We start from the raw sequence: 20,123 nt of genomic DNA on the forward strand, positions 1-20,123 counted from the left end.
GCCCACGGCCGCCCCGGCCGGCGGTGGCGTCCAGGGGCCAGGCGCCCCGGCCGCGCCCGGCGCGGGGAACGCCCCGGCCCCTGCGGGGCAGGCGGCGCCCACGCAGCCGGCCCCGGCGTCCGGCGGTCTCGACCCGCGCGGGCTCTGGCCGGACATCCTGGAGGCGGTCAAGAACCGCCGCCGCTTCACCTGGATCCTGCTCAGCCAGAACGCCCAGGTGAGCGGCTTCGACGGCACCACCCTCCAGCTCGGCTTCGTCAACGCGGGCGCCCGGGACAACTTCCTCAGCAGCGGCAGCGAGGACGTGCTGCGCCAGGCGCTGGCCGAGCAGTTCAACGTCCAGTGGAAGATCGAGGCGATCGTCGACCCGTCCGGCGGCGGGGGCGCCCCGTCCGGGGGCGGTTCCGGCGGCGGCCGTTACGGCGGTGGGGGCGGCGGCACCGGCTATGGGCCCGGCGGGGCGGGCGGCGCCTCCTACGGCGGCCCGGGCGGCGGCCCGGGCGCGGGCCCGGGTGGCGCAACCGGGGGCGGTCAGGGTCCCTCGTCGCCGCACACCTCCGGACCTGCGGCATCCGCCTCCGCGCCGAGCAGCCCGGCCGCCTCCGCCCCGGCGGCACCGCGTCCCGCCGCCCCGGAGGCGCCGGCCCCGGTCTCGCCCGAGGACGACATCCCGGAGGACGACGACCCCGATCTGGACGAGTCCGCCCTCTCCGGGCAGGAGCTGATCGTCCGGGAGCTGGGTGCAACGGTCGTCGAGGAGATCACGCACGAGTAGCGGCACCGGGATCGCCGGGCTCGGAGGAAAGATCACGGGGGTTCGGAGGAAAGCACAAACGCCCCTCCCTCCCCTCTTCGGAAGCCCGCACAAAGCGAAGCGTCCGGCTCCCGTTAGGCTGACCCCCGTGAAGGTCCTCGTCATCGGAACCGGTGCCCGCGAACACGCCCTGTGCCGCTCCCTGTCCCTCGACCCCGACGTCACCGCCCTGCACTGCGCCCCCGGTAACGCCGGCATCGCCGAGATCGCCGAACTGCACCAGGTCGACGCCCTGGACGGCGCCGCCGTCGCCGCGCTGGCCGGCCGGCTCGGTGCGGATCTCGTGGTGATCGGCCCGGAGGCGCCGCTCGTCGCCGGTGTCGCCGACGCCGTGCGCGAGGCGGGCATCCCCGTCTTCGGCCCGTCCAAGGAGGCCGCGCAGCTCGAGGGGTCCAAGGCCTTCGCCAAGGACGTGATGGCGGCGGCCGGTGTGCCCACGGCACGCTCCTACGTCTGCACCACGGCCGAGGAGGTGGCGTCCGCGCTCGACGCCTTCGGCGCCCCCTACGTCGTCAAGGACGACGGGCTCGCCGCGGGCAAGGGCGTGGTGGTCACCGACGACCTGGAGGCGGCCAAGGCGCACGCCGCCGCCTGCGACCGGGTGGTCATCGAGGAGTACCTCGACGGCCCGGAGGTCTCACTGTTCGCCGTGACCGACGGCGAGACGGTGGTGCCGCTGCAGCCCGCGCAGGACTTCAAGCGCGCCCTGGACGGCGACCAGGGTCCGAACACCGGCGGCATGGGGGCCTACTCCCCGCTGCCGTGGGCCGACCCGAAGCTGGTCGACGAGGTCAAGGAGACGGTGCTGCAGCCGACCGTCGACGAGCTGCGCCGGCGCGGGACGCCGTTCTCCGGCCTGCTCTACGCCGGTCTGGCGATCACCTCGCGCGGTGTGCGCGTGATCGAGTTCAACGCCCGCTTCGGCGACCCGGAGACCCAGGTCGTGCTGGCCCGGCTGAAGACCCCGCTCGCGGGGCTGCTGATGGCCGCCGCCACCGGCAACCTCGCCCACCTGGAGCCGCTGCGCTGGAGCGACGAGGCCGCGGTCACCGTCGTGGTCGCCTCGCACAACTACCCGGGCACCCCGCGCACCGGTGACCCGATCACCGGCCTCGACGAGATCGCCGCCCAGGACGCGCCGCACGCCTATGTGCTGCACGCGGGGACCCGCAAGGAGGGCGACGGCATCGTCAGCGCGGGCGGCAGGGTGCTGTCCGTGACGGCCACCGGGACGGATCTCACCGAGGCCCGCGAGCGCGCCTACCGGTCCGTCGCCCGCATCCGGCTGGAGGGCTCCCAGCACCGCACGGACATCGCCGCGAAGGCCGCCGAGGCCGCGGCGCAGGGCGCGTAAGCCGAGCACGGCGGAGGAAAAGACGGAGGAAAGGCGGAGGAAAGACGGAGGAAAGGCGCGCAAACCGGCACGCTCATCCGCACAACGTCCCAGGCCCCGGATCCGTCTCAGGATTCAGGGCCTGATCCTTGCTGTCCGTCATCCACCTTTCCCCAAAGCCATTCCATCGAGTGAGCGATGAGCTATCCGGCTGACGGGGGACGGGGCCCCAACTATGGTGCCGCGCAAGCGTTCCGGCACTTGGCCCACCGGCATTGCGATGTCAGTGGCGGGTGCCACAGTGGGGGAGTGAGCAAAGCCAGGACAGCGTCGGGACCGTCGGGAGGGGGTGAGGTCGGGTCATGAGCGGACACGGCATGGGTGTGGACGCGGGCGCACAGGCCGCGCGTTCCCGGGCGGTCGCCGTGCTGCGGGTGCGCAGCCGGGCACTGGCCGTCGCCCTGCTGCCCGCCGCGGCTGCCGTGATCCTGCTCGCCGGCGGCTCCACGGGGCATCTGCCCGGCACGGGCTGGGACGTGGCCCGCTCGGTCGTGACGCCGGTCGCCGTCCTGGTCCTGCTGGCCGCCGCCGGGGTCGCCCTGGTCGTCGCCCGGTCCCGGCCCGCCGTGAGCCCCACGGTCGCGATCACCGAGGAGGCCGCCCCGGACCTGTACCGGATGGTGCGCGACCTCGCCGACCGCCTGGACGTCCCTCCCCCCTCGGCCATAGCGCTCACCCCGGACTGCGACAGCTGGCTGGAGGACCGCACCCACCCGGCGCACGACCCGCCGCCCGAGGTGGAGCACGACGACATAGCCGGCGCGGGGGAGGACCCGCCGCACCGCTCGCCCACCGCGCCGGTGCTGGTCATCGGCTCGCCGTTCCTGTGGTGGATGCGGGTCGGCGAGCTGCGCGCCGTCCTCGCGCCGGTGGTGGCCGGTACGGGGCCCTCCGCGCACCCGGACATAGCCGCGGCCCGGCGCTTCGTCCGCGGTCTGGACGCGGCGGTGGCCGTGGCCTCGGCGCCCGGCCGGGGGCCGGCGTACCGGGCGGTGCTCGCCGGCGTCGGCTGGGTGGCCCGCCTGCTGCTGCGCAGCTGCCGGGTGCATGCCGCGGAGATGGAGCGCGGGGTCGCCTCGGCGGCGGCCGAGCGTGCACAGGCTGTGGACTACGGTCTGCGGATTGTCGCCCAGGAGCAGGTGGGGCTGGCCTACGCGGGCTGGGACCGGCTGCTGACCCGGGTGGCGCTGCCCGCCTGGCGGATGGGCCGCTGGCCCTCCCGGCTGAACGCGGGCGTGGTGGCGGCCCTCACGGAGCTGTCCCGCCGGGACCGGCTGGCCGAGGGCTTCGCCTCCCGGCTCGGCGAGCGCCCCGCCTGTGACCTGCTGGAGGAGCCCGGCATGGTGGACGAGGCGACCTCCCTGCTCGCCGCTCGCCTCTTCCACGGCGGCCCCGCCGACCCCGACCAGGACTGGTCGCCGGTCCACTGGGCCGACTACCCGGAGGAGGTCGTGGACCGCAAATGGCGCGCCGACGCGGCCCGCCTGCACCGCGTCCTGGACACGCTCGGCGTCCGCCCCGCCCCCGCCGACGACGCACCCGGCTCCACCGCCCCGACCCTCTCCCGCGTCCTCGACCACCTGACGACCCCGCCGGCCCAGGACCCGTCCCCCACACCCGCCGATGCGACCGGCGCCACGCCTGGGGCCCAGGACCCGGCCCCCGCCGCCCCGGCCCGCGCAGCACAGACCCCGGCCGCCCCGGCTCCCGCGCCCTCCACCTCCGCGACCCCGGCTCCCGCGCCCTCCACCTCCGCGACCCCGGCCCCCGCGACCTCCACCTCCACGGCCTCGGCCTCCGCGACCCCGGCCCCCGCGCGTCCCGGCCTGGCCGGCCACGACCCCACCGCACCCGCACCCGCACCGGCCCACACCGCCGACCCGGCTTCCCCGCCGCCGTCCCAGTCCCCGTCGGCACCCATGCCGTCCTCCTCGCTCCCGTCGGCCCCGCCCGCGGCCGCCGCGGACGACGACGAGGAGCTCGCCCCCACCACCCCCAGAAGCGCCGCCCTGGCGGCCCGCCTCAGCGCCGAGCTGGCCCGCGAGGAGGCCGCCGCCGGCACCGCCCGCGCCACCCGGGGCTCCTCCGCCGAGCCGGGCCCGGAGGCCGGAGCGCTCTGGGACGACCGGGCCCTGCCCCTCTTCCCGCTCCAGCCCCCGCGCACCCCGCGCGAGCTTCTGGCCGACCACATCACCGCGATGGTGTGCTGCGCGGCGATGGACACGGCGGGCGCGGTGCCCGGCCTGGACTGGCTGGACGGTCCGGTCCTCCTGGTCAGCGGCGAGCGGGCCCCCGACATGTCCCCGCAGGTCCTCACCCTGATCGAGAGCGGCGACCCCACCGCGCTGCGGCTGTGGCTGACCCGGCAGGGCATACGCCCGGAGAAGCCCGTCCGCCTCGTCTGAGCCGTCCCCTCCGGCCGGCCTCTCGGAGCCCACCCTTCCGCTTTCGGTCAATTCGCGACGAACGGTGACGGAGCACGTGCGTAATGTGATGTGCTGGGACCGTTCGTGCTCAGTGGCAAGGGCGCGCGACATACGACAAACACATAATGGCGGAGGGGAGTTGCCATGGGTTCACAGCGGATCCGCCGCTGGGAGTCCGGAGCGATGGCGCATGCCGTGACGGACCCTTTCGGGCAGGGTCCCCTCCCGTGGCTGCGCGGCAGCGAGACGTACTTCGACGAGACCGGCAAGCTCGTCCACTGGTACGTGGACCCCGACCCCGAGGCGCACGCCCCGCGCCCCGGCGCACCGAGGATTCCCGCCCCGCGCCGCTCGTCCGGCCCCCGCGCCGCCGACGACGTGCACTGCCAGATCAAGGGCTTCGCCTCCACCGGAGGCGTCGCGCCCGGCGAGGCGATCGACTTCCACATCACCGTCGACCCGCCCCAGGACTTCGACGTCGACATCTACCGCATCGGCCACTACGCCGGACACGGCGCCACCAAGATCACCTCCAGTCCCCGGCTCTCCGGCATCGTGCAGCCCCCGCCGCTCACCGCCGACCGCACGGTCTCCTGCCACCACTGGTGGCTGTCCTGGCGGCTGCCCGTCCCCTCGTACTGGAGCGTCGGCGCCTATGTGGCGGTCCTGACCACCGCCGACGGCTACCGCTCCCACGTCCCCTTCACCGTCCGCGACGACCGCCCGGCCGACCTGCTCCTGGTCCTGCCCGACATCACCTGGCAGGCGTACAACCTCTACCCGGAGGACGGCCGCACCGGCGCCAGCTTCTACCACGCCTGGGACGAGCAGGGCCGCCTCCTCGGCGAGGCCGACGCCGCCACCACCGTCTCCTTCGACCGGCCCTACGCGGGCGCGGGCCTGCCGCTGCACATCGGCCACGCCTACGACGTCATCCGCTGGGCCGAGCGCTACGGCTACGACCTCGCCTACGCCGACGCCCGCGATCTGCACGCCGGCCGGATCGACCCCGCCCGCTACCGGGGCATCCTCTTCCCCGGCCACGACGAGTACTGGTCGCAGTCCATGCGCAGCGCCGCGGAGCACGCCCGCGACCAGGGCACCTCCCTGGTCTTCCTGTCCGCCAACACCATGTACTGGCAGGTGGAGCTGGCCCCGGCCCCCACCGGAGCCCCCGACCGGCTGCTGACCTGCCGCAAACGCCGGGGGCCCGGCCGGCCGGCGCTGTGGCGGGAGAGCGACCGCGCGGATCAGCAGCTGCTGGGCATCCAGTACGCCGGCCACGTCCCCGAGCCTCACCCGCTGATCGTCCGCAACGCCGGGCACTGGCTGTGGGAGGCGACCGGGGCGCACGAGGGCGAGGAGATCGAGGGCCTGGTCGCGGGCGAGGCCGACCGCTACTTCCCGCGCACCCCGCTGCCCGAGCACGAGGAGCGGGTGCTGCTGGCGCACTCCCCGTACACCGACCGCCACGGCGCCCGCCGCCACCAGGAGACGTCCCTGTACCGGGCGCCCTCCGGGGCCTGGGTGTTCGCCTCGGGCACCTTCGCCTGGTCCCCGGCCCTGGACCGGCCCGGCCATGCCGACCCGCGCATCCAGCGCGCCACCGCCAACCTTCTCGACCGCATCTGCAAACGCGACTGAGCCCGGGCCGCAGGTCCCGATGTCCGGGGCGTTCCTCCCGTACGGGAGAATCGGGGCATTGGACAGAACCACGGGGAGGAACCGTGTCCGGATTCGTCGAGAAGCCCGAGCCGATCCAGGTGCCGGGTCTGGTGCATCTGCACACCGGCAAGGTGCGCGAGCTGTACCGGAACGAGGCGGGCGACCTCGTGATGGTCGCCAGCGACCGCATCTCCGCCTACGACTGGGTGCTGCCGACCGAGATCCCCGACAAGGGCCGGGTGCTCACCCAGCTGTCCCTGTGGTGGTTCGACCAGCTCGCCGACCTGGTCCCGAACCACGTCCTGAGCACCGAGCTGCCCGAGCACGCCCCCGCCGACTGGGCGGGCCGCACCCTGGTCTGCAAGTCGCTGGACATGGTCCCGGTGGAGTGCGTGGCCCGCGGCTACCTCACCGGCTCGGGCCTCGCCGAGTACAACGAGTCCCGCACGGTCTGCGGGCTCGCCCTGCCCGAGGGCCTGGTGGACGGCTCGGAGCTGCCCGCGCCGATCTTCACCCCGGCCACCAAGGCGGCCGTCGGCGAGCACGACGAGAACGTCTCCTACGAGGAGGTGGCCCGCCAGGTCGGCGCCGACACCGCGGCCCGGCTGCGCCAGGCGACGCTGGCCGCCTACTCCCGCGCCCGGGACATCGCCCGCGACCGGGGGATCATCCTCGCCGACACCAAGTTCGAGTTCGGCTTCGACGGCGACGAACTGGTCATCGCCGACGAGGTGCTCACCCCCGACTCCTCCCGCTTCTGGCCGGCCGAGCAGTGGGAACCGGGCCGCCCGCAGCCGTCCTTCGACAAGCAGTACGTCCGCGACTGGCTGACCTCGCCCGAGTCCGGCTGGGACCGCAACAGCGAGCAGCCCCCGCCGGCGCTGCCGGAGAAGATCGTGGAGGCGACGCGCGCCAAGTACATCGAGGCCTACGAGCGCCTCACCGGCGTCACCTGGAGCTGAGCCTCGCCGCCGCAGCAGGGCGGCACGACGAAGGCCCCGGTCGCGGTGACCGGGGCCTTCACTGTGAGCGGACGACGAGGCTCGAACTCGCGACCTCAACCTTGGCAAGGTTGCGCTCTACCAACTGAGCTACGTCCGCGTTGCGCCGTGGCGCGAGAGCAACTATACCCAACCTCGCTCGCGGGCGAGACGCACCGCCGCATGACGGTTCTCCGCCCCGAGCTTGGAGACGGCCGAGGAGAGATAGTTCCGCACGGTGCCCTGGCTGAGCGCGGCCCGCTCGGCGATCTCCGCCACGGGCGCACCGTCGGCGGCGAGTTCCAGCACCTCGGCCTCGCGCGCGGTGAGCGGCGAGTCACCCGCGGCGATCGCGTCCGCGGCCAACTCCGGATCCACATAACGGTTTCCGGCGTGCACCGTGCGGATGATCTCCGCCAGCCGCTGGGCGCTGACGGTCTTCGGCACGAAGCCGCGCGCACCCGCCGCGAGCGCCCGCTTGAGATGCCCGGGGCGGCCGTGACTGGTCACGATCATGACCTGGCAGGACGGCAGTTCGGCGCGCAGCGATGTGGCGACCTTCACACCGTCCGCGCCGGGCATCTGCAGATCCAGAACGGCCACATCGGGTTCATGGGCCCGCGCCATCGCCAGCGCCTCCGGCCCGGACGCCGCCTCGGCGACCACCACCAGGTCGTCCTCCAGCGACAGCAGCGCCGCCAGCGCCCCCCGGATCAGATGCTCGTCGTCGGCGAGCAGCACCCGCACCCGCTCACTCACACGACCACCGCCGTCAGCGGCACCTCTGCCACCACCCGGAACACCCCTCGCTCGGCTCCCGCTTCCAGCGTCCCCGCCACGGCGGCGAGCCAGCGAGGCCGACCGCACATCCAGCCGGTCCAGGTGCACCCCGGCGCCCTCGGCCCACACCAGCAGCCGGGTCGCCGCCCGCTGGAGCTGCCGGGTGTGCAGCCGTACCAGGCGGCCGTCGGTCTCGTGGCCGCAGACGCCCATCTCGCCGAGCGGCGGCAGGTCGCCGAGGTGGTAGCCCTCGGGCAGCTCGAAGGTGATGCGCGAGGGCTGGGCCGCGGTCACCTCGGCCGGGGTCCCGGCCGCCGCGATCCGCCCCTCGTGCAGGATCGCCAGCCGGTCGGCGAGGCCCTCCGCCTCCTCCAGGTAGTGCGTGGTGAGCAGGACGGTGGTGCCCGCCTCACGCAGGCCGCGCACCAGGTCCCAGGTGTCCCGGCGGCCCTCGGCGTCCAGGCCGGTCGTCGGCTCGTCCAGGAACAGCACCTCGGGGTCGCCGAGCAGGGCGAGCGCCAGGTCGAGGCGCCGCCGTTCGCCCCCGGACAGCTGTTTGACGCGTACGCCGCTCTTCCCCGTGAGTCCGACCCGGTCCAGCACCTCGGCCGGCGGGCGTGCGCCGCTCACGCACCCGGCCCACATCCGCGCGGTCTCCGCGACGGTCAGGTCGGACGGGAAGCCGCCCTCCTGGAGCATGACCCCGGTCCGCGGCCGGACGACGGCCCGCTCGGCGAACGGGTCGTGGCCGAGCACCCGCACCCGCCCCCCGGTGGGCGGGGCGAGCCCCTCCAGCAGCTCGACGGTGGAGGTCTTGCCCGCGCCGTTGGTGCCGAGCAGCGCGAAGATCTCGCCGCGGCCCACCGAGAAGGTGATGCCGCGCACCGCCTCGAACCCGCCCCCGTAGACACGCCGCAGGTCGGTGACCTCGATCACGTGCTCGTGTTCGTTCGCTCTCATGGCTTCAGCGTTCCGGCCGGCGGACCGCCGTGGCAGTGCGCGCTGTCATCACCGGACATGACAAATGTCAGGAGGCGAGCGCCGAGAGCCCGCAGTCGGTCAGAAGAGAGCAACTCCGGTACGGGGAACGCCGGAACACGAAAAGACCCCGGCCCAATGGACCGGGGTCTCATTCCCGAGCGGACGACGAGGCTCGAACTCGCGACCTCAACCTTGGCAAGGTTGCGCTCTACCAACTGAGCTACGTCCGCATTGCCTCCGACCAGCCTTCACCGGTCGGTGCGAGCACCAGCCTACCTGATCCACCACAGTGGTCGGTACGCGATGCAGAGCGGGTGACAGGAATTGCACACTGCGCCTTCCCCCTGGAAGGGGGATGTTCTACTACTGAACTACACCCGCCTGGCTGACCGGGCCGGGCCCTCGAGGCCTTGCCCGTCGGCGTGTCCCCGACTCTAGCTGATCAGCAGGGGTGCTGCGCAAGTCGGTTGCCCGCCAGGCCCGCTGAGGCCCCGTCGAACCGGCCGACCGGGGCCGCGCCGCCGGGGCCGCGCCGCCGGGGCCGCGCCATCGAGGGAGCCTCACCGCCCTGCGATCACGGCGCCGCGCTCATCACGGCGCCGCGCTCATCACGGCGCCGCGCTCATCACGGCGCCGCACTCACTGCGCCGCGGCGAACGCCTCGTAGACCCTCTTCGGGATCCGGCCGCGTGCGGGCACGTCCATGCGGTTGGCCTGCGCCCAGGCGCGCACCGCCGCCGGGTCGGGGGCGACCTGCGTCTGCCGGTAGGCCTTGCCGGAGCGCGAGCGCTTGCGGCCGGCCTGTACATACGGGGCCAGCGCGGACCGCAGCTTGTCCGCATTGGCTTCATTGAGGTCGATCTCGTACGACTTGCCGTCGAGTCCGAAGGCGATCGTCTCCGCCGCTTCCGAGCCGTCGATGTCGTCAAAGAGAGTGACCACGACCTTCTGCGCCACGAATATCGGTCCCTTCCGGAGCACGGCATACAGCTCAGCTGCGATGACGTGCCGACTTGTCGGTTATTGCCAATTCATTTCTACCGTGCGCGGCAATGGAATGTGAAGCCCGACTAAAACGCTCCGCGTGTCCGCGTGCAATGGGTATCACGAATCATTCGGCAATCTTTCCCTGATTTTTTCTCGGGTGACCCCTTCGGTGCCCGATCGTGATGACGCTCACGTAGTATCCTACAACTCTACTCGCGTAGAAATTTTGTACGGGTAGTCTGAAGGAACCTGCTCAGCACCACACACCGGGAGTGCCAGTGGCACGCGTCGTAGTCGACGTCATGCTCAAGCCGGAGATCCTCGACCCCCAGGGCCAGGCGGTGCAGCGCGCACTGCCGCGGCTCGGTTTCGAAGGGATCTCGGACGTCCGTCAGGGAAAGCGTTTCGAACTGGAAGTTGACGGGCCGGTCGACGAGGCCGCGCTCGCCCGCATCCATGATCTTGCGGAATCCTTCCTCGCCAACACCGTGATCGAGGACTTCACCGTGCGGGTGGAGTCCGAAGAGGCAGTCGCGGAGGCCGCGAAGTGACCGCTCGTATCGGCGTCGTCACTTTCCCGGGCAGCCTCGACGACCGGGACACGCAGCGCGCGATCCGACTGTCCGGCGCCGAACCCGTGGCGCTGTGGCACAAGGACAAGGACCTCAAGCAGGTCGACGCCGTGGTGCTGTGCGGCGGTTTCTCCTACGGCGACTATCTGCGCGCCGGGGCCATCGCCCGCTTCTCGCCGGTGATGGACACCGTCATCGAGCAGGCCAGGGCCGGCCTTCCCGTGCTCGGCATCTGCAACGGCTTCCAGATCCTCACCGAGGCCCACCTGCTGCCCGGGGCCATGCTCGGCAACGACCACCTGCACTTCATCTGCCGCGACCAGAAGCTGCGGGTGGAGAACGCGAGCACGGCCTGGACCAGCGACTACGAGCAGGGCCAGGAGATCCACATCCCGCTGAAGAACATGGACGGCCGCTATGTGGCCGACCGGTACACGCTGGACAAGCTGGAGGCCGAGGGCCGCGTCGCCTTCCGCTACCTGGACTTCAACCCCAACGGCTCGCTCAACGACATCGCCGGCATCACCAACGAGGCGGGCAATGTCGTCGGCCTGATGCCGCACCCCGAGCACGCCGTGGAGCCGCTGATCGGTACGGGCCGTACCGATGGGCTGCCGTTCTTCACCTCGATCCTCAAGAAGCTGGTCAACGCATGAGCCGGACTCCCTCCCGCCTCCCACCGCCGCCCTCAAACGAGGCCCTTCGGGCCGCCCCTCGTGTCTTGGACACGGTCGAGCACGCGGCCGCGACCCCCGACGTCGAGCTGCCCTGGGCCGAACTCGGCCTGAAGAAGGACGAGTACGAGCGGATCGTCGAGATCCTGGGCCGCCGCCCCACCGGCGCCGAGCTCGCCATGTACTCGGTGATGTGGTCCGAGCACTGCTCGTACAAGTCCTCCAAGGTCCACCTCCGCCAGTTCGGCGAGAAGGCCCCCGAGAACGACGCCCTGCTCGTCGGCATCGGCGAGAACGCCGGCGTCGTCGACGTCGGCCAGGGCTACGCGGTCACCTTCAAGGTCGAGTCGCACAACCACCCGTCCTACGTCGAGCCCTACCAGGGCGCGGCCACCGGCGTCGGCGGCATCGTCCGCGACATCATCGCCATGGGCGCCCGCCCGGTCGCCGTGGTCGACCCGCTGCGCTTCGGCGCCGCCGACCACCCCGACACCAAGCGCGTGCTGCCCGGCGTCGTCGCCGGCATCGGCGGCTACGGCAACTGCCTGGGCCTGCCCAACATCGGCGGCGAGGTCGTCTTCGACGCCTGCTACCAGGGCAACCCGCTGGTCAACGCCGGCTGCATCGGCGTGATGCGGCACGAGGACATCCACCTGGCCAAGGCGTCCGGCGCGGGCAACAAGGTCATCCTCTACGGCGCCCGCACCGGCGGCGACGGCATCGGCGGCGCCTCGATCCTGGCCTCGGAGACCTTCGACGACGCCAAACCCTCCAAGCGCCCGGCCGTGCAGGTCGGCGACCCCTTCCAGGAGAAGCTGCTCATCGAGTGCACCCTGGAGGCGTTCAAGGAGAAGCTGGTCGTCGGCATCCAGGACCTCGGCGCGGCCGGTCTGTCCTGCGCCACGTCCGAGCTGGCGTCCAACGGCTCCGGCGGCATGCGCGTCACGCTGGACGATGTGCCGCTGCGCGACTCCACGCTCTCGCCGGAGGAGATCCTCATGAGCGAGTCGCAGGAGCGCATGTGCGCGGTCGTGGAGCCCGACAAGGTCGACCGCTTCCTCGAGATCTGCGACAAGTGGGACGTGATCGCCACCGTCATCGGTGAGGTCACCGACGGCGACCGCCTGGAGATCTACTGGCACGGCGAGAAGATCGTCGACGTCGATCCGCGCACCGTCGCCCACGAGGGCCCCACCTACGAGCGCCCCTACGCCCGCCCGGCCTGGCAGGACGAGCTGCAGGCGGACGACGCCGGCAAGCTGCCCCGCCCGCAGTCGGGCGAGGAGCTGAAGGACCAGGTCCTGAAGCTGGTCGCCTCGCCGAACCAGGCGTCCAAGCGGTGGATCACCCAGCAGTACGACCACTTCGTGCAGGGCAACACCGTGCTGGCCATGCCGGAGGACTCCGGCATGATCCGCATCGACGAGGAGAGCGGCCTCGGCGTGGCGATCGCCACCGACGGCAACGGCCGCTACGCCAAGCTCGACCCGTACACCGGCGCCCAGCTGGCCCTCGCCGAGGCCTACCGCAATGTGGCCACCACCGGCGCCAAGCCGCTCGCGGTCTCCGACTGCCTGAACTTCGGCTCGCCCGAGGACCCGGCGGTGATGTGGCAGTTCGCCGAGGCCGTGCGCGGTCTCGCCGACGCCTGCCGGCAGCTCGGCACGCCGGTGACCGGCGGCAATGTCTCGCTCTACAACCAGACGGGCGAGGCCGCCATCCACCCGACCCCGGTCGTGGCCGTCCTCGGCGTCATCGACGACGTGGCCCGCCGCACCCCGGTCGCCTTCCAGGAGGAGGGCCAGCTGCTGTACCTCCTCGGCGACACCCGCGAGGAGTTCGGCGGCTCGGCCTGGTCCCAGGTCATCCACGACCACCTCGGCGGTCTGCCGCCGAAGGTCGACCTGGAGCGCGAGCGGCTGCTGGCCGAGATCCTGATCTCCGCCTCCCGCGACGGCATGATCGACTCCGCGCACGACCTGTCCGACGGCGGTCTGATCCAGGCGGTCGTGGAGTCCGCGCTGCTCGGCGACAAGGGTGCGCGGCTGGTCGTCCCGGACGGGCTGGACGCGTTCACCTTCCTGTTCTCCGAGTCGGCGGGGCGGGCGGTCGTCGCCGTGCCGCGCTCGGAGGAGCTGCGGTTCACCGACATGTGCCGCGCGCGGAACCTGCCCGCCACCCGCATCGGCGTCGTCGACGGCGACACGGTCGAGGTGCAGGGCGAGTTCACGCTCACCCTCCAGGAGCTGCGCAAGGTTCACGAGGAGACGATCCCGGCGCTGCTGGCGTAGCCGTCCCACTCGTACGGCCTTCGTACGCACCGCTCGAAGCCCCGTCCCGGTCCGCCGGGACGGGGCTTCGGCGTTCCCGGGCCCGGATCCGAGCGGCGACGTCGCTTGCACGTAATTACGTAGTTCCGTAATCTCGTGCCCGTGGAACTCGAAGAACGCGTCGCCGATCTCGAACGCCGTCTCGCGGCACTGGAGGACGCCGAACGCCGCGCACCGCGCCTCGGCGAGGGGGACTTCTGGGCCCTGGAGGGACTGAAGGCCCAGCTCGCGGAGCTGCGGGCGGACGACGGGGGCGTGCTGTTCACCGGCGCGGTCCGGCTGCCGACCGGGGAGCGCTACGAGTGGCAGCACGGTGCGCTCACCGAGGGCCTGCTGGACGACGACTGGCCGGCCGCCGCGGACGCGCTGGCCGCGCTCGGTCACCCGGTCCGGCTGCGGCTGCTGAGGGAGATCCTCGGCGGCCGTCGCACCGCGGCCGAACTGGCGGAACTGGAAGGGGTCGGCACGACCGGCCAGATCTACCACCACCTGCGCCAGCTCACCGCCGCCGGCTGGCTGCACACCACCGGCCGGGGCCGCCACGAGGTGCCCGGGACCCGGGTCGTGCCGCTGCTGGTGGCGCTCTCCGCGGCGCGCAACTGACCGCACGGACCAGGCGCGGAGCCGATGGGCCCGAGGCAAGGCGCGGAACTGACGGCACCGACACACAGGGGTGAGCCATGACCATGACCGCACGCAAGCTTGTCAAGACCGCCTACCGCGCCCTGCTGATCGCCTTCTTCGGCCTGGTGATCGCCCATGCCGCGCTGGACCTCGGCCACCCGGTGTGGTGGGACTTCACCCCGCTCGTCCTCGCCTATGCGCTGCTCATAGCGGCGGGCCGCTGGGGCGGAGCCCCCGACAGCCCCCGCAACGCCCGTGAGCCCGTCGAGGTGGAGCCCCCGGTCACCGGCCGCTGGATCGCGATGAACAGCCCGGCCGACCGCACCCCGAGCCACCACACCCACGCCTACGGCCAGACCTTCGCCATCGACGTCGTCGCCGAGCCCGAGCCCGGCTCCCGCCCGGCGTTCCGCGCGCTGTGGCCCATGGCCCGCCGCAACGGCGACTTCCCCGCCTTCGGCGCCCCGCTGCACGCCGTGGCCGACGCCACCGTCGTACGCGCCACCGACCGGGCCCGCGACCACCTCAGCCGCAACTCGCTGCCCGCGCTGGCCTACCTGATGATCCTCGAGGCCAACGTCCGGGACCTGCTCGGAGCCGGGAAGATCCTCGGCAATCACCTCATCCTCGACCTCGGCGACGGCACCTACGCGCTCTACGCCCACCTCCGGCGCAGCTCCCTCACCGTCCGCGAGGGCGACCGGGTGCGCGCCGGACAGGTCCTCGCCCGGGTCGGCAACTCCGGCAACTCCACCGAGCCCCACCTGCACTTCCAGCTGATGGACCACCCCGACCCGGACATCGCGCGCGGCATCCCCTTCACCTGGCGCGGCATCGGCGTCCCCCGCAACAACGAGGTCTTCGAGGTACCCGCACCGAAGGCCGGCACCCCGGCATAGGCTGCCGCCATGCCACCGGCCAAGAAGCGCACCCGCTCCTACGACTACGCCAAGATCCGCGCCGCCGTCCTGGCCCAGTTCGGGAACGTCCGCCGTGCCGTGCAGGGACTGGACGAGGCTCAGCTCGCCCTGCCCACCCGGCTCGGCGACTGGACGGTCCGGGAGCTGGCCGTGCATCTGGCGATGGGCGTGGACACGGTCCGCCGAGGCCTGGAGCGCGAGGAACCCGCCAGGGCCGAGCTGACCCTGCTGGACTGGCCGTCCGTCACCGCCCGCGGCTCCCATCTCATCGCCGAGGGCGCCCGGGACCTGGCCGCCGCCCAGCGCGACCTCGATGCCCTCTACGCGGAGACCGAGGAGCGCCTGGTGAAGGCGCTGGACCAGGCGCCCGGCGACCGGCTGATCGCCGTCCGCACCGGCGCCATGACCCTCACCGACTTCCTGGTGACCCGCACCGTGGAGCTGGTCGTGCACACCGACGACCTCAATGCCGCCGTGCCCGGCCTGGACGTCCCGCTGGAGCGGCAGGCGCTCGCCGCCTGCACCCGGCTGCTGGCCGACGCGCTCACCGCGCGGGTGCCCGGCGGGGCCACCGAGGTGCGGATCCCGCCGTTCGCGGTGGTGCAGTGCATCGAGGGGCCCCGGCACACCCGCGGCACCCCGCCGAACGTGGTGGAGACCGACCCGCTGACCTGGATCCGGCTGGCCACCGGTCGCACCGCCTGGGCGGACGCGGTGTCCGAGGCGCGGGTCAGCGCCGGCGGCGAGCGGGCGGACCTCGGCCCGTACCTGCCGCTGATGGGCTGACCGGACCCGATCGGCGGGACCCGATCGGCGGGACCCGATCGGCGGGACCGGATCGGCCGGACCGGATCGGCCGGACCCGATCGGCCAGGACCGGTCGGCGGGGGTGGAGCGGGGGTGGAACCAGCCGCTCCGTCCCTCCGTCGAATCAGCATGTACCGGCAGAAGCGGCACCCTCAGCGCACGATCCTCACGGCGGCCCTCGCCGCGCTCGTCCCGCTGGCGGTGGCCTGCGGCAGCGAGAAGGGCGGGCAGGCCGATGGCGGCAGCAGCTCGGCCGAGCCCGCGGCGGCGGTCACCGGCGTCCGCTGGAGCATCGACAGCGTCACCGTCGACGGCACCACCCACCGCGCGCCCTCCGACGCGCATGTGACCATCGAGGCGGGCGGACGCTCCGAGGGCAGCTACGGCTGCAACACCTTCAGCGCCCGCACCGAGGCCGAGGGCGACCGCATCCGGCTCAGCGACCCGACGGCGACCGAGCGGGCCTGCGAGGGCAAGCCGATGGCCTTCGAGAACACCCTCGCCCGCACCCTCACCGACGGCGGGGAACTCAGGACCGAGGTGAACGACGGCCGGCTGACCCTCACCACCTCCGACGGGGCCACGATCCGCCTGACCAGGAGCGAGGACGCCCCGCTGGAGGGCACCAGGTGGACCGTCACCACCCCGGCGGCCGGCAGCCGCGCCCACCTCACCCTCGACCCCAGGAAGGACACCGTCTCCGGCAGCCTCGGCTGCAACGAGGTGAACGCCAAGGCCACGGTGCGCGACGGCCATATCACCCTCGGCGTGCCGGCCGTGACCCGAATGATGTGCGAAGACTCACTCATGGACGGTGAACGCACGCTGATGAAGCTGTTCGACAGCACGGTCGAGTACCGGATTGATCATCGAACGCTGACCCTGACCAGCGAAAACGGCACCAGCGTCCGGGCCGTCGCCGAGCGGTGATCCACTGAGGGGGCCGAATCTCCATTTCGGAGCAGTGCCCGGCCTCGCCTACACTCAAAGGCGTGCCACGTGGTGACGGACGACTCAACCACGACCTGCTCCCCGGCGAGAAGGGCCCCCAGGACGCGTGTGGCGTCTTCGGAGTCTGGGCTCCGGGCGAAGAGGTCGCCAAGCTCACGTACTTCGGGCTCTACGCCCTCCAGCATCGGGGTCAGGAATCCGCGGGTATCGCGGTCAGCAACGGCTCCCAAATCCTCGTCTTCAAGGACATGGGCCTGGTCTCCCAGGTCTTCGACGAGACCTCGCTCGGTTCCCTCCAGGGTCACATCGCGGTCGGACACGCCCGCTACTCGACCACCGGTGCCTCCGTGTGGGAGAACGCCCAGCCGACGTTCCGTGCCACCGCGCACGGCTCCATCGCGCTCGGCCACAACGGCAACCTGGTCAACACGGCCGAGCTCGCCGAGCTGGTCGCCGAGCTGCCCCAGGACAACGGCCGCGCCCCCAAGGTGGCGGCCACCAACGACACCGACCTGATCACCGCCCTGCTGGCCGGCCAGCGCGCCGCCGACGGCGAGCCGGTGACCGTGGAGCAGGCCGCGCATGTGGTCCTCCCGCAGGTCAAGGGCGCCTTCAGCCTCGTCTTCATGGACGAGAACACCCTGTACGCGGCCCGCGACCCGCAGGGCATCCGCCCGCTGGTGCTCGGCCGTCTCGAGCGCGGCTGGGTGGTCGCCTCCGAGTCCGCCGCCCTCGACATCGTCGGCGCCGCCTATGTCCGCGAGATCGAGCCGGGCGAGTTCGTCGCCATCGACCAGAACGGTCTGCGCACCTCCCGATTCGCGGAAGCGAAGCCCAAGGGGTGCGTCTTCGAGTACGTGTACCTGGCCCGCCCGGACACCGACATCGCCGGCCGGAACGTGTACCTCTCGCGCGTCGAGATGGGCCGCCGGCTCGCCAAGGAGTCCCCGGTCGAAGCCGACCTGGTGATACCCACCCCGGAGTCCGGCACCCCGGCCGCCATCGGCTACGCGGAGGCCTCCGGCATCCCGTTCGGCGCCGGTCTGGTGAAGAACGCCTACGTCGGCCGGACCTTCATCCAGCCCTCGCAGACCATCCGCCAGCTCGGCATCCGCCTGAAGCTGAACCCGCTCAAGGAAGTCATCAAGGGCAAGCGCCTGGTCGTCGTCGACGACTCGATCGTGCGCGGCAACACCCAGCGCGCCCTGGTCCGCATGCTCCGCGAGGCGGGCGCCGCCGAGGTCCACATCCGGATCTCCTCGCCGCCCGTGAAGTGGCCCTGCTTCTTCGGCATCGACTTCGCCACCCGTGCGGAGCTCATCGCCAACGGCATGACCATCGAGGAGATCGGCACCTCGCTCGGCGCCGACTCCCTGGCGTACATCTCCCTCGACGGCATGATCGAGGCGACCACCATCGCCAAGCCCAACCTGTGCCGCGCCTGCTTCGACGGCGAGTACCCGATGGACCTGCCCGACCCCGAGCTGCTCGGCAAGCAGCTGCTGGAGACGGAGCTGGCCGCCGGCCCGGCCGCCACCGCCGCGGTCGACGCGATCCGCCGCCCGTAAGCCCGTACGTCCCACCCAAGCGAAAGATCCCAGGCAATGTCTGAGACATCCACCGGTGCCTCCGGTGCGTCCTACGCGGCTGCAGGCGTCGACATCGAGGCGGGCGACCGTGCCGTCGAGCTGATGAAGGAGTGGGTGAGGAAGACCCGCCGCCCCGAGGTCCTCGGCGGCCTCGGCGGCTTCGCCGGCCTCTTCGACGCCTCCGCCCTCAAGCGCTACGAGCGGCCCCTGCTGGCCTCCGCCACGGACGGCGTGGGCACCAAGGTCGACATCGCCCGGCAGCTCGGCGTCTACGACACCATCGGCCACGACCTGGTCGCCATGGTCATGGACGACATCGTGGTGTGCGGGGCCGAGCCGCTGTTCATGACCGACTACATCTGCGTCGGCAAGGTCCACCCCGAGCGGGTCGCCGCCATCGTCAAGGGCATCGCCGAGGGCTGTGTGCTGGCCGGCTGCGCCCTGGTCGGCGGTGAGACGGCCGAGCACCCCGGCCTGCTGGGTCCGGACGACTTCGACGTCGCCGGCGCCGGTACGGGCGTCGTGGAGGCCGACCGGGTGCTCGGCGCGGAACGCATCCGTACGGGTGACGCGGTGATCGCCATGGCGTCGTCCGGGCTTCACTCCAACGGGTACTCCCTGGTCCGGCATGTGCTGCTGAACCAGGCCGGACTCGCCCTGGACGCGCGGATCGAGGAGTTCGGCCGCACCCTCGGCGAGGAGCTGCTGGAGCCGACCAAGATCTACTCGCTGGACTGCCTGGCGCTGATGCGCACCACTGAGGTGCACGCCTTCAGCCACATCACCGGCGCCGGGCTCGCGGCCAACCTGGCCCGGGTCATCCCCGACGACCTGCACGCGGTCGTCGACCGGTCCACCTGGACCCCGGCCCCGGTCTTCGACCTGGTCGGCCGGACGGGCTCGGTGGAGCGGCTGGAGCTGGAGAAGACCCTGAACATGGGCGTCGGCATGATCGCGATCGTGCCCCAGGAGTCGGTCGACGTGGCGCTGACCACCTTGGCCGACCGCGGCGTGGACGCCTGGGTGGCCGGCGAGATCACCGACCGCGGCGACCACGACACGGGCGCGGCGCTGGTGGGCGACTACGCGAACTGATCACGGGGGCTGCCTGCTCCCGGGCCGGTGGCCTGGGCAGCGGGCAGCACGAAACCCGGTCGGTGACCTCAGGTCCCGACCGGGCCGATGCTCAGTGCAAGGTCAAGCGCCGCGACGCTGCTGCGAGGACTGGTCGTCCTCGTCCTCCTCGTCGTCCTCGTAGAGGTCGGCGTACTTGGCGTACAGGTCGTCGTCGTGCTCATCGTCCGCGAAATGGTCGCCGTTCGGCGACTGGTTCGACGTCGATGCGCCCAGCTCCTCGGCCAGGCGTGCGAGGTCTGTCCCACCGCTGTTGTACTTCAGCTGGCGGGCGACCTTCGTCTGCTTGGCCTTGGCCCGGCCGCGCCCCATGGCTCGACCCCCTCAACGACGGGGCTCGACGGCCCCAGAGTCTGACACGCGTTCATGGTCCGGAACGGACTCTCCTTGGAGAGGCCGGTCCGTAGGGCTTCCACGGTACCTGAGCCCGCGCCCATACGGTACGTCGCCCGCACGACGTGCCCGCGCCCAGGACCTTCGAGGCGCCCCGTCCTCG

16 protein-coding genes, 3 tRNA genes and 2 pseudogenes are annotated in these 20,123 nt (G+C 72.3%); 14 read left to right on the forward strand and 7 right to left on the reverse strand.

The window, feature by feature from the left end; genetic code table 11:
- The 5 genes and pseudogenes from ABD198_RS25305 to ABD198_RS25325 all read left to right on the forward strand — a co-directional run.
- A pseudogene (locus ABD198_RS25305) lies at positions 1-775 on the forward strand (DNA polymerase III subunit gamma and tau); the annotation flags it as partial.
- 127 nt (positions 776-902) lie between these two features.
- Positions 903-2,168 (forward strand): phosphoribosylamine--glycine ligase, encoded by a 1,266-nt coding sequence (gene purD / locus ABD198_RS25310; RefSeq protein WP_344006038.1) that lies wholly within the window; start codon positions 903-905, stop codon positions 2,166-2,168.
- A gap of 341 nt (positions 2,169-2,509) precedes the next feature.
- Positions 2,510-4,612 carry a hypothetical protein gene (locus ABD198_RS25315; RefSeq protein WP_344006040.1) on the forward strand — a complete coding sequence of 701 codons (2,103 nt, stop codon included), beginning with the start codon at positions 2,510-2,512 and terminating at the stop codon, positions 4,610-4,612.
- Between the two features lie 165 nt (positions 4,613-4,777).
- Positions 4,778-6,277, forward strand: a complete 1,500-nt coding sequence (locus ABD198_RS25320; protein WP_344006042.1) for a N,N-dimethylformamidase beta subunit family domain-containing protein — start codon at positions 4,778-4,780, stop codon at positions 6,275-6,277.
- An 83-nt stretch (positions 6,278-6,360) separates the two neighbouring features.
- Positions 6,361-7,260, forward strand: a complete 900-nt coding sequence (locus ABD198_RS25325) for a phosphoribosylaminoimidazolesuccinocarboxamide synthase (RefSeq protein ID WP_344006044.1) — start codon at positions 6,361-6,363, stop codon at positions 7,258-7,260.
- A 66-nt stretch (positions 7,261-7,326) separates the two neighbouring features.
- Here the strand turns inward: ABD198_RS25325 and ABD198_RS25330 are convergent.
- The 6 genes and pseudogenes from ABD198_RS25330 to ABD198_RS25355 all read right to left on the reverse strand — a co-directional run bounded on the left by ABD198_RS25330 (position 7,327) and on the right by ABD198_RS25355 (position 9,996).
- Positions 7,327-7,399, reverse strand: a tRNA-Gly gene (locus ABD198_RS25330).
- A gap of 23 nt (positions 7,400-7,422) precedes the next feature.
- Positions 7,423-8,145, reverse strand: coding sequence for a response regulator (locus ABD198_RS25335; RefSeq protein ID WP_344006081.1), 723 nt, complete (start codon positions 8,143-8,145; stop codon positions 7,423-7,425).
- Positions 8,128-9,018, reverse strand: a pseudogene (locus ABD198_RS25340) (ABC transporter ATP-binding protein); the annotation flags it as partial. The pseudogene ABD198_RS25340 and the gene ABD198_RS25335, both read right to left, overlap by 18 nt.
- Before the next feature lie 178 nt (positions 9,019-9,196).
- Positions 9,197-9,269, reverse strand: a tRNA-Gly gene (locus ABD198_RS25345).
- Between the two features lie 79 nt (positions 9,270-9,348).
- Positions 9,349-9,420: transfer RNA gene (locus tag ABD198_RS25350), tRNA-Gly, on the reverse strand.
- A 258-nt stretch (positions 9,421-9,678) separates the two neighbouring features.
- A complete protein-coding gene (locus ABD198_RS25355; protein WP_344006046.1) occupies positions 9,679-9,996 on the reverse strand; it encodes a histone-like nucleoid-structuring protein Lsr2 in 318 nt (105 codons plus the stop codon).
- 308 nt (positions 9,997-10,304) lie between these two features.
- Here ABD198_RS25355 and purS point away from each other — a divergent pair, with 308 nt between their 5' ends.
- The 9 genes from purS to purM all read left to right on the forward strand — a co-directional run bounded on the left by purS (position 10,305) and on the right by purM (position 19,588).
- Positions 10,305-10,577, forward strand: coding sequence for a phosphoribosylformylglycinamidine synthase subunit PurS (purS, locus tag ABD198_RS25360; protein WP_167996801.1), 273 nt, complete (start codon positions 10,305-10,307; stop codon positions 10,575-10,577).
- On the forward strand, positions 10,574-11,254 hold the full coding sequence (purQ, locus tag ABD198_RS25365) for a phosphoribosylformylglycinamidine synthase subunit PurQ (RefSeq protein ID WP_344006049.1): 681 nt from the start codon (positions 10,574-10,576) through the stop codon (positions 11,252-11,254). Before purS ends, purQ begins: the two co-directional genes overlap by 4 nt.
- A 65-nt stretch (positions 11,255-11,319) precedes the next feature.
- Entirely contained in the window at positions 11,320-13,563 is a 2,244-nt protein-coding gene (gene purL / locus ABD198_RS25370) for a phosphoribosylformylglycinamidine synthase subunit PurL (protein WP_425580548.1), read from the forward strand.
- A 141-nt stretch (positions 13,564-13,704) separates the two neighbouring features.
- The gene (locus tag ABD198_RS25375; protein ID WP_344006053.1) at positions 13,705-14,205 is read left to right on the forward strand and encodes an ArsR/SmtB family transcription factor; all 501 of its coding nucleotides are present in this window, start codon (positions 13,705-13,707) and stop codon (positions 14,203-14,205) included.
- Positions 14,206-14,288: 83 nt separating this feature from the next.
- The gene (locus ABD198_RS25380) at positions 14,289-15,125 is read left to right on the forward strand and encodes a M23 family metallopeptidase (RefSeq protein ID WP_344006083.1); all 837 of its coding nucleotides are present in this window, start codon (positions 14,289-14,291) and stop codon (positions 15,123-15,125) included.
- 9 nt (positions 15,126-15,134) lie between these two features.
- Positions 15,135-15,932 (forward strand): maleylpyruvate isomerase family mycothiol-dependent enzyme, encoded by a 798-nt coding sequence (locus tag ABD198_RS25385; RefSeq protein ID WP_344006055.1) that lies wholly within the window; start codon positions 15,135-15,137, stop codon positions 15,930-15,932.
- A gap of 150 nt (positions 15,933-16,082) precedes the next feature.
- Positions 16,083-16,883 carry an META domain-containing protein gene (locus ABD198_RS25390; protein WP_344006057.1) on the forward strand — a complete coding sequence of 267 codons (801 nt, stop codon included), beginning with the start codon at positions 16,083-16,085 and terminating at the stop codon, positions 16,881-16,883.
- A 62-nt stretch (positions 16,884-16,945) separates the two neighbouring features.
- The gene (gene purF / locus ABD198_RS25395; protein WP_344006059.1) at positions 16,946-18,472 is read left to right on the forward strand and encodes an amidophosphoribosyltransferase; all 1,527 of its coding nucleotides are present in this window, start codon (positions 16,946-16,948) and stop codon (positions 18,470-18,472) included.
- A gap of 36 nt (positions 18,473-18,508) precedes the next feature.
- The gene (purM, locus tag ABD198_RS25400) at positions 18,509-19,588 is read left to right on the forward strand and encodes a phosphoribosylformylglycinamidine cyclo-ligase (protein ID WP_344006061.1); all 1,080 of its coding nucleotides are present in this window, start codon (positions 18,509-18,511) and stop codon (positions 19,586-19,588) included.
- A 102-nt stretch (positions 19,589-19,690) separates the two neighbouring features.
- On the opposite strand, the gene ABD198_RS25405 is transcribed toward purM, so the two are convergent.
- Positions 19,691-19,939: a DUF3073 domain-containing protein gene (locus ABD198_RS25405; protein ID WP_344006063.1), complete on the reverse strand. Its 249-nt coding sequence runs from the start codon at positions 19,937-19,939 to the stop codon at positions 19,691-19,693.
- Positions 19,940-20,123 lie beyond the last annotated feature (184 nt).

Source organism: Streptomyces thermocarboxydovorans (genome assembly GCF_039524635.1).
In the GTDB taxonomy this organism is placed as follows: Bacteria; Actinomycetota; Actinomycetes; order Streptomycetales; family Streptomycetaceae; genus Streptomyces; species Streptomyces thermocarboxydovorans.

What these genes read in the sequence shown, in the direction of transcription:
- ABD198_RS25315 (WP_344006040.1), top strand. Translation starts at nt 2,510, where the DNA reads ATGAGCGGACACGGCATGGGTGTGGACGCGGGCGCACAGGCCGCGCGT.
- ABD198_RS25320 (WP_344006042.1), top strand. Translation starts at nt 4,778, where the DNA reads ATGGGTTCACAGCGGATCCGCCGCTGGGAGTCCGGAGCGATGGCGCAT.
- ABD198_RS25380 (WP_344006083.1), top strand. Translation starts at nt 14,289, where the DNA reads ATGACCGCACGCAAGCTTGTCAAGACCGCCTACCGCGCCCTGCTGATC.
- ABD198_RS25385 (WP_344006055.1), top strand. Translation starts at nt 15,135, where the DNA reads ATGCCACCGGCCAAGAAGCGCACCCGCTCCTACGACTACGCCAAGATC.
- ABD198_RS25390 (WP_344006057.1), top strand. Translation starts at nt 16,083, where the DNA reads ATGTACCGGCAGAAGCGGCACCCTCAGCGCACGATCCTCACGGCGGCC.
- purM (WP_344006061.1), top strand. Translation starts at nt 18,509, where the DNA reads ATGTCTGAGACATCCACCGGTGCCTCCGGTGCGTCCTACGCGGCTGCA.
- ABD198_RS25405 (WP_344006063.1), bottom strand. Translation starts at nt 19,939, where the DNA reads ATGGGGCGCGGCCGGGCCAAGGCCAAGCAGACGAAGGTCGCCCGCCAG.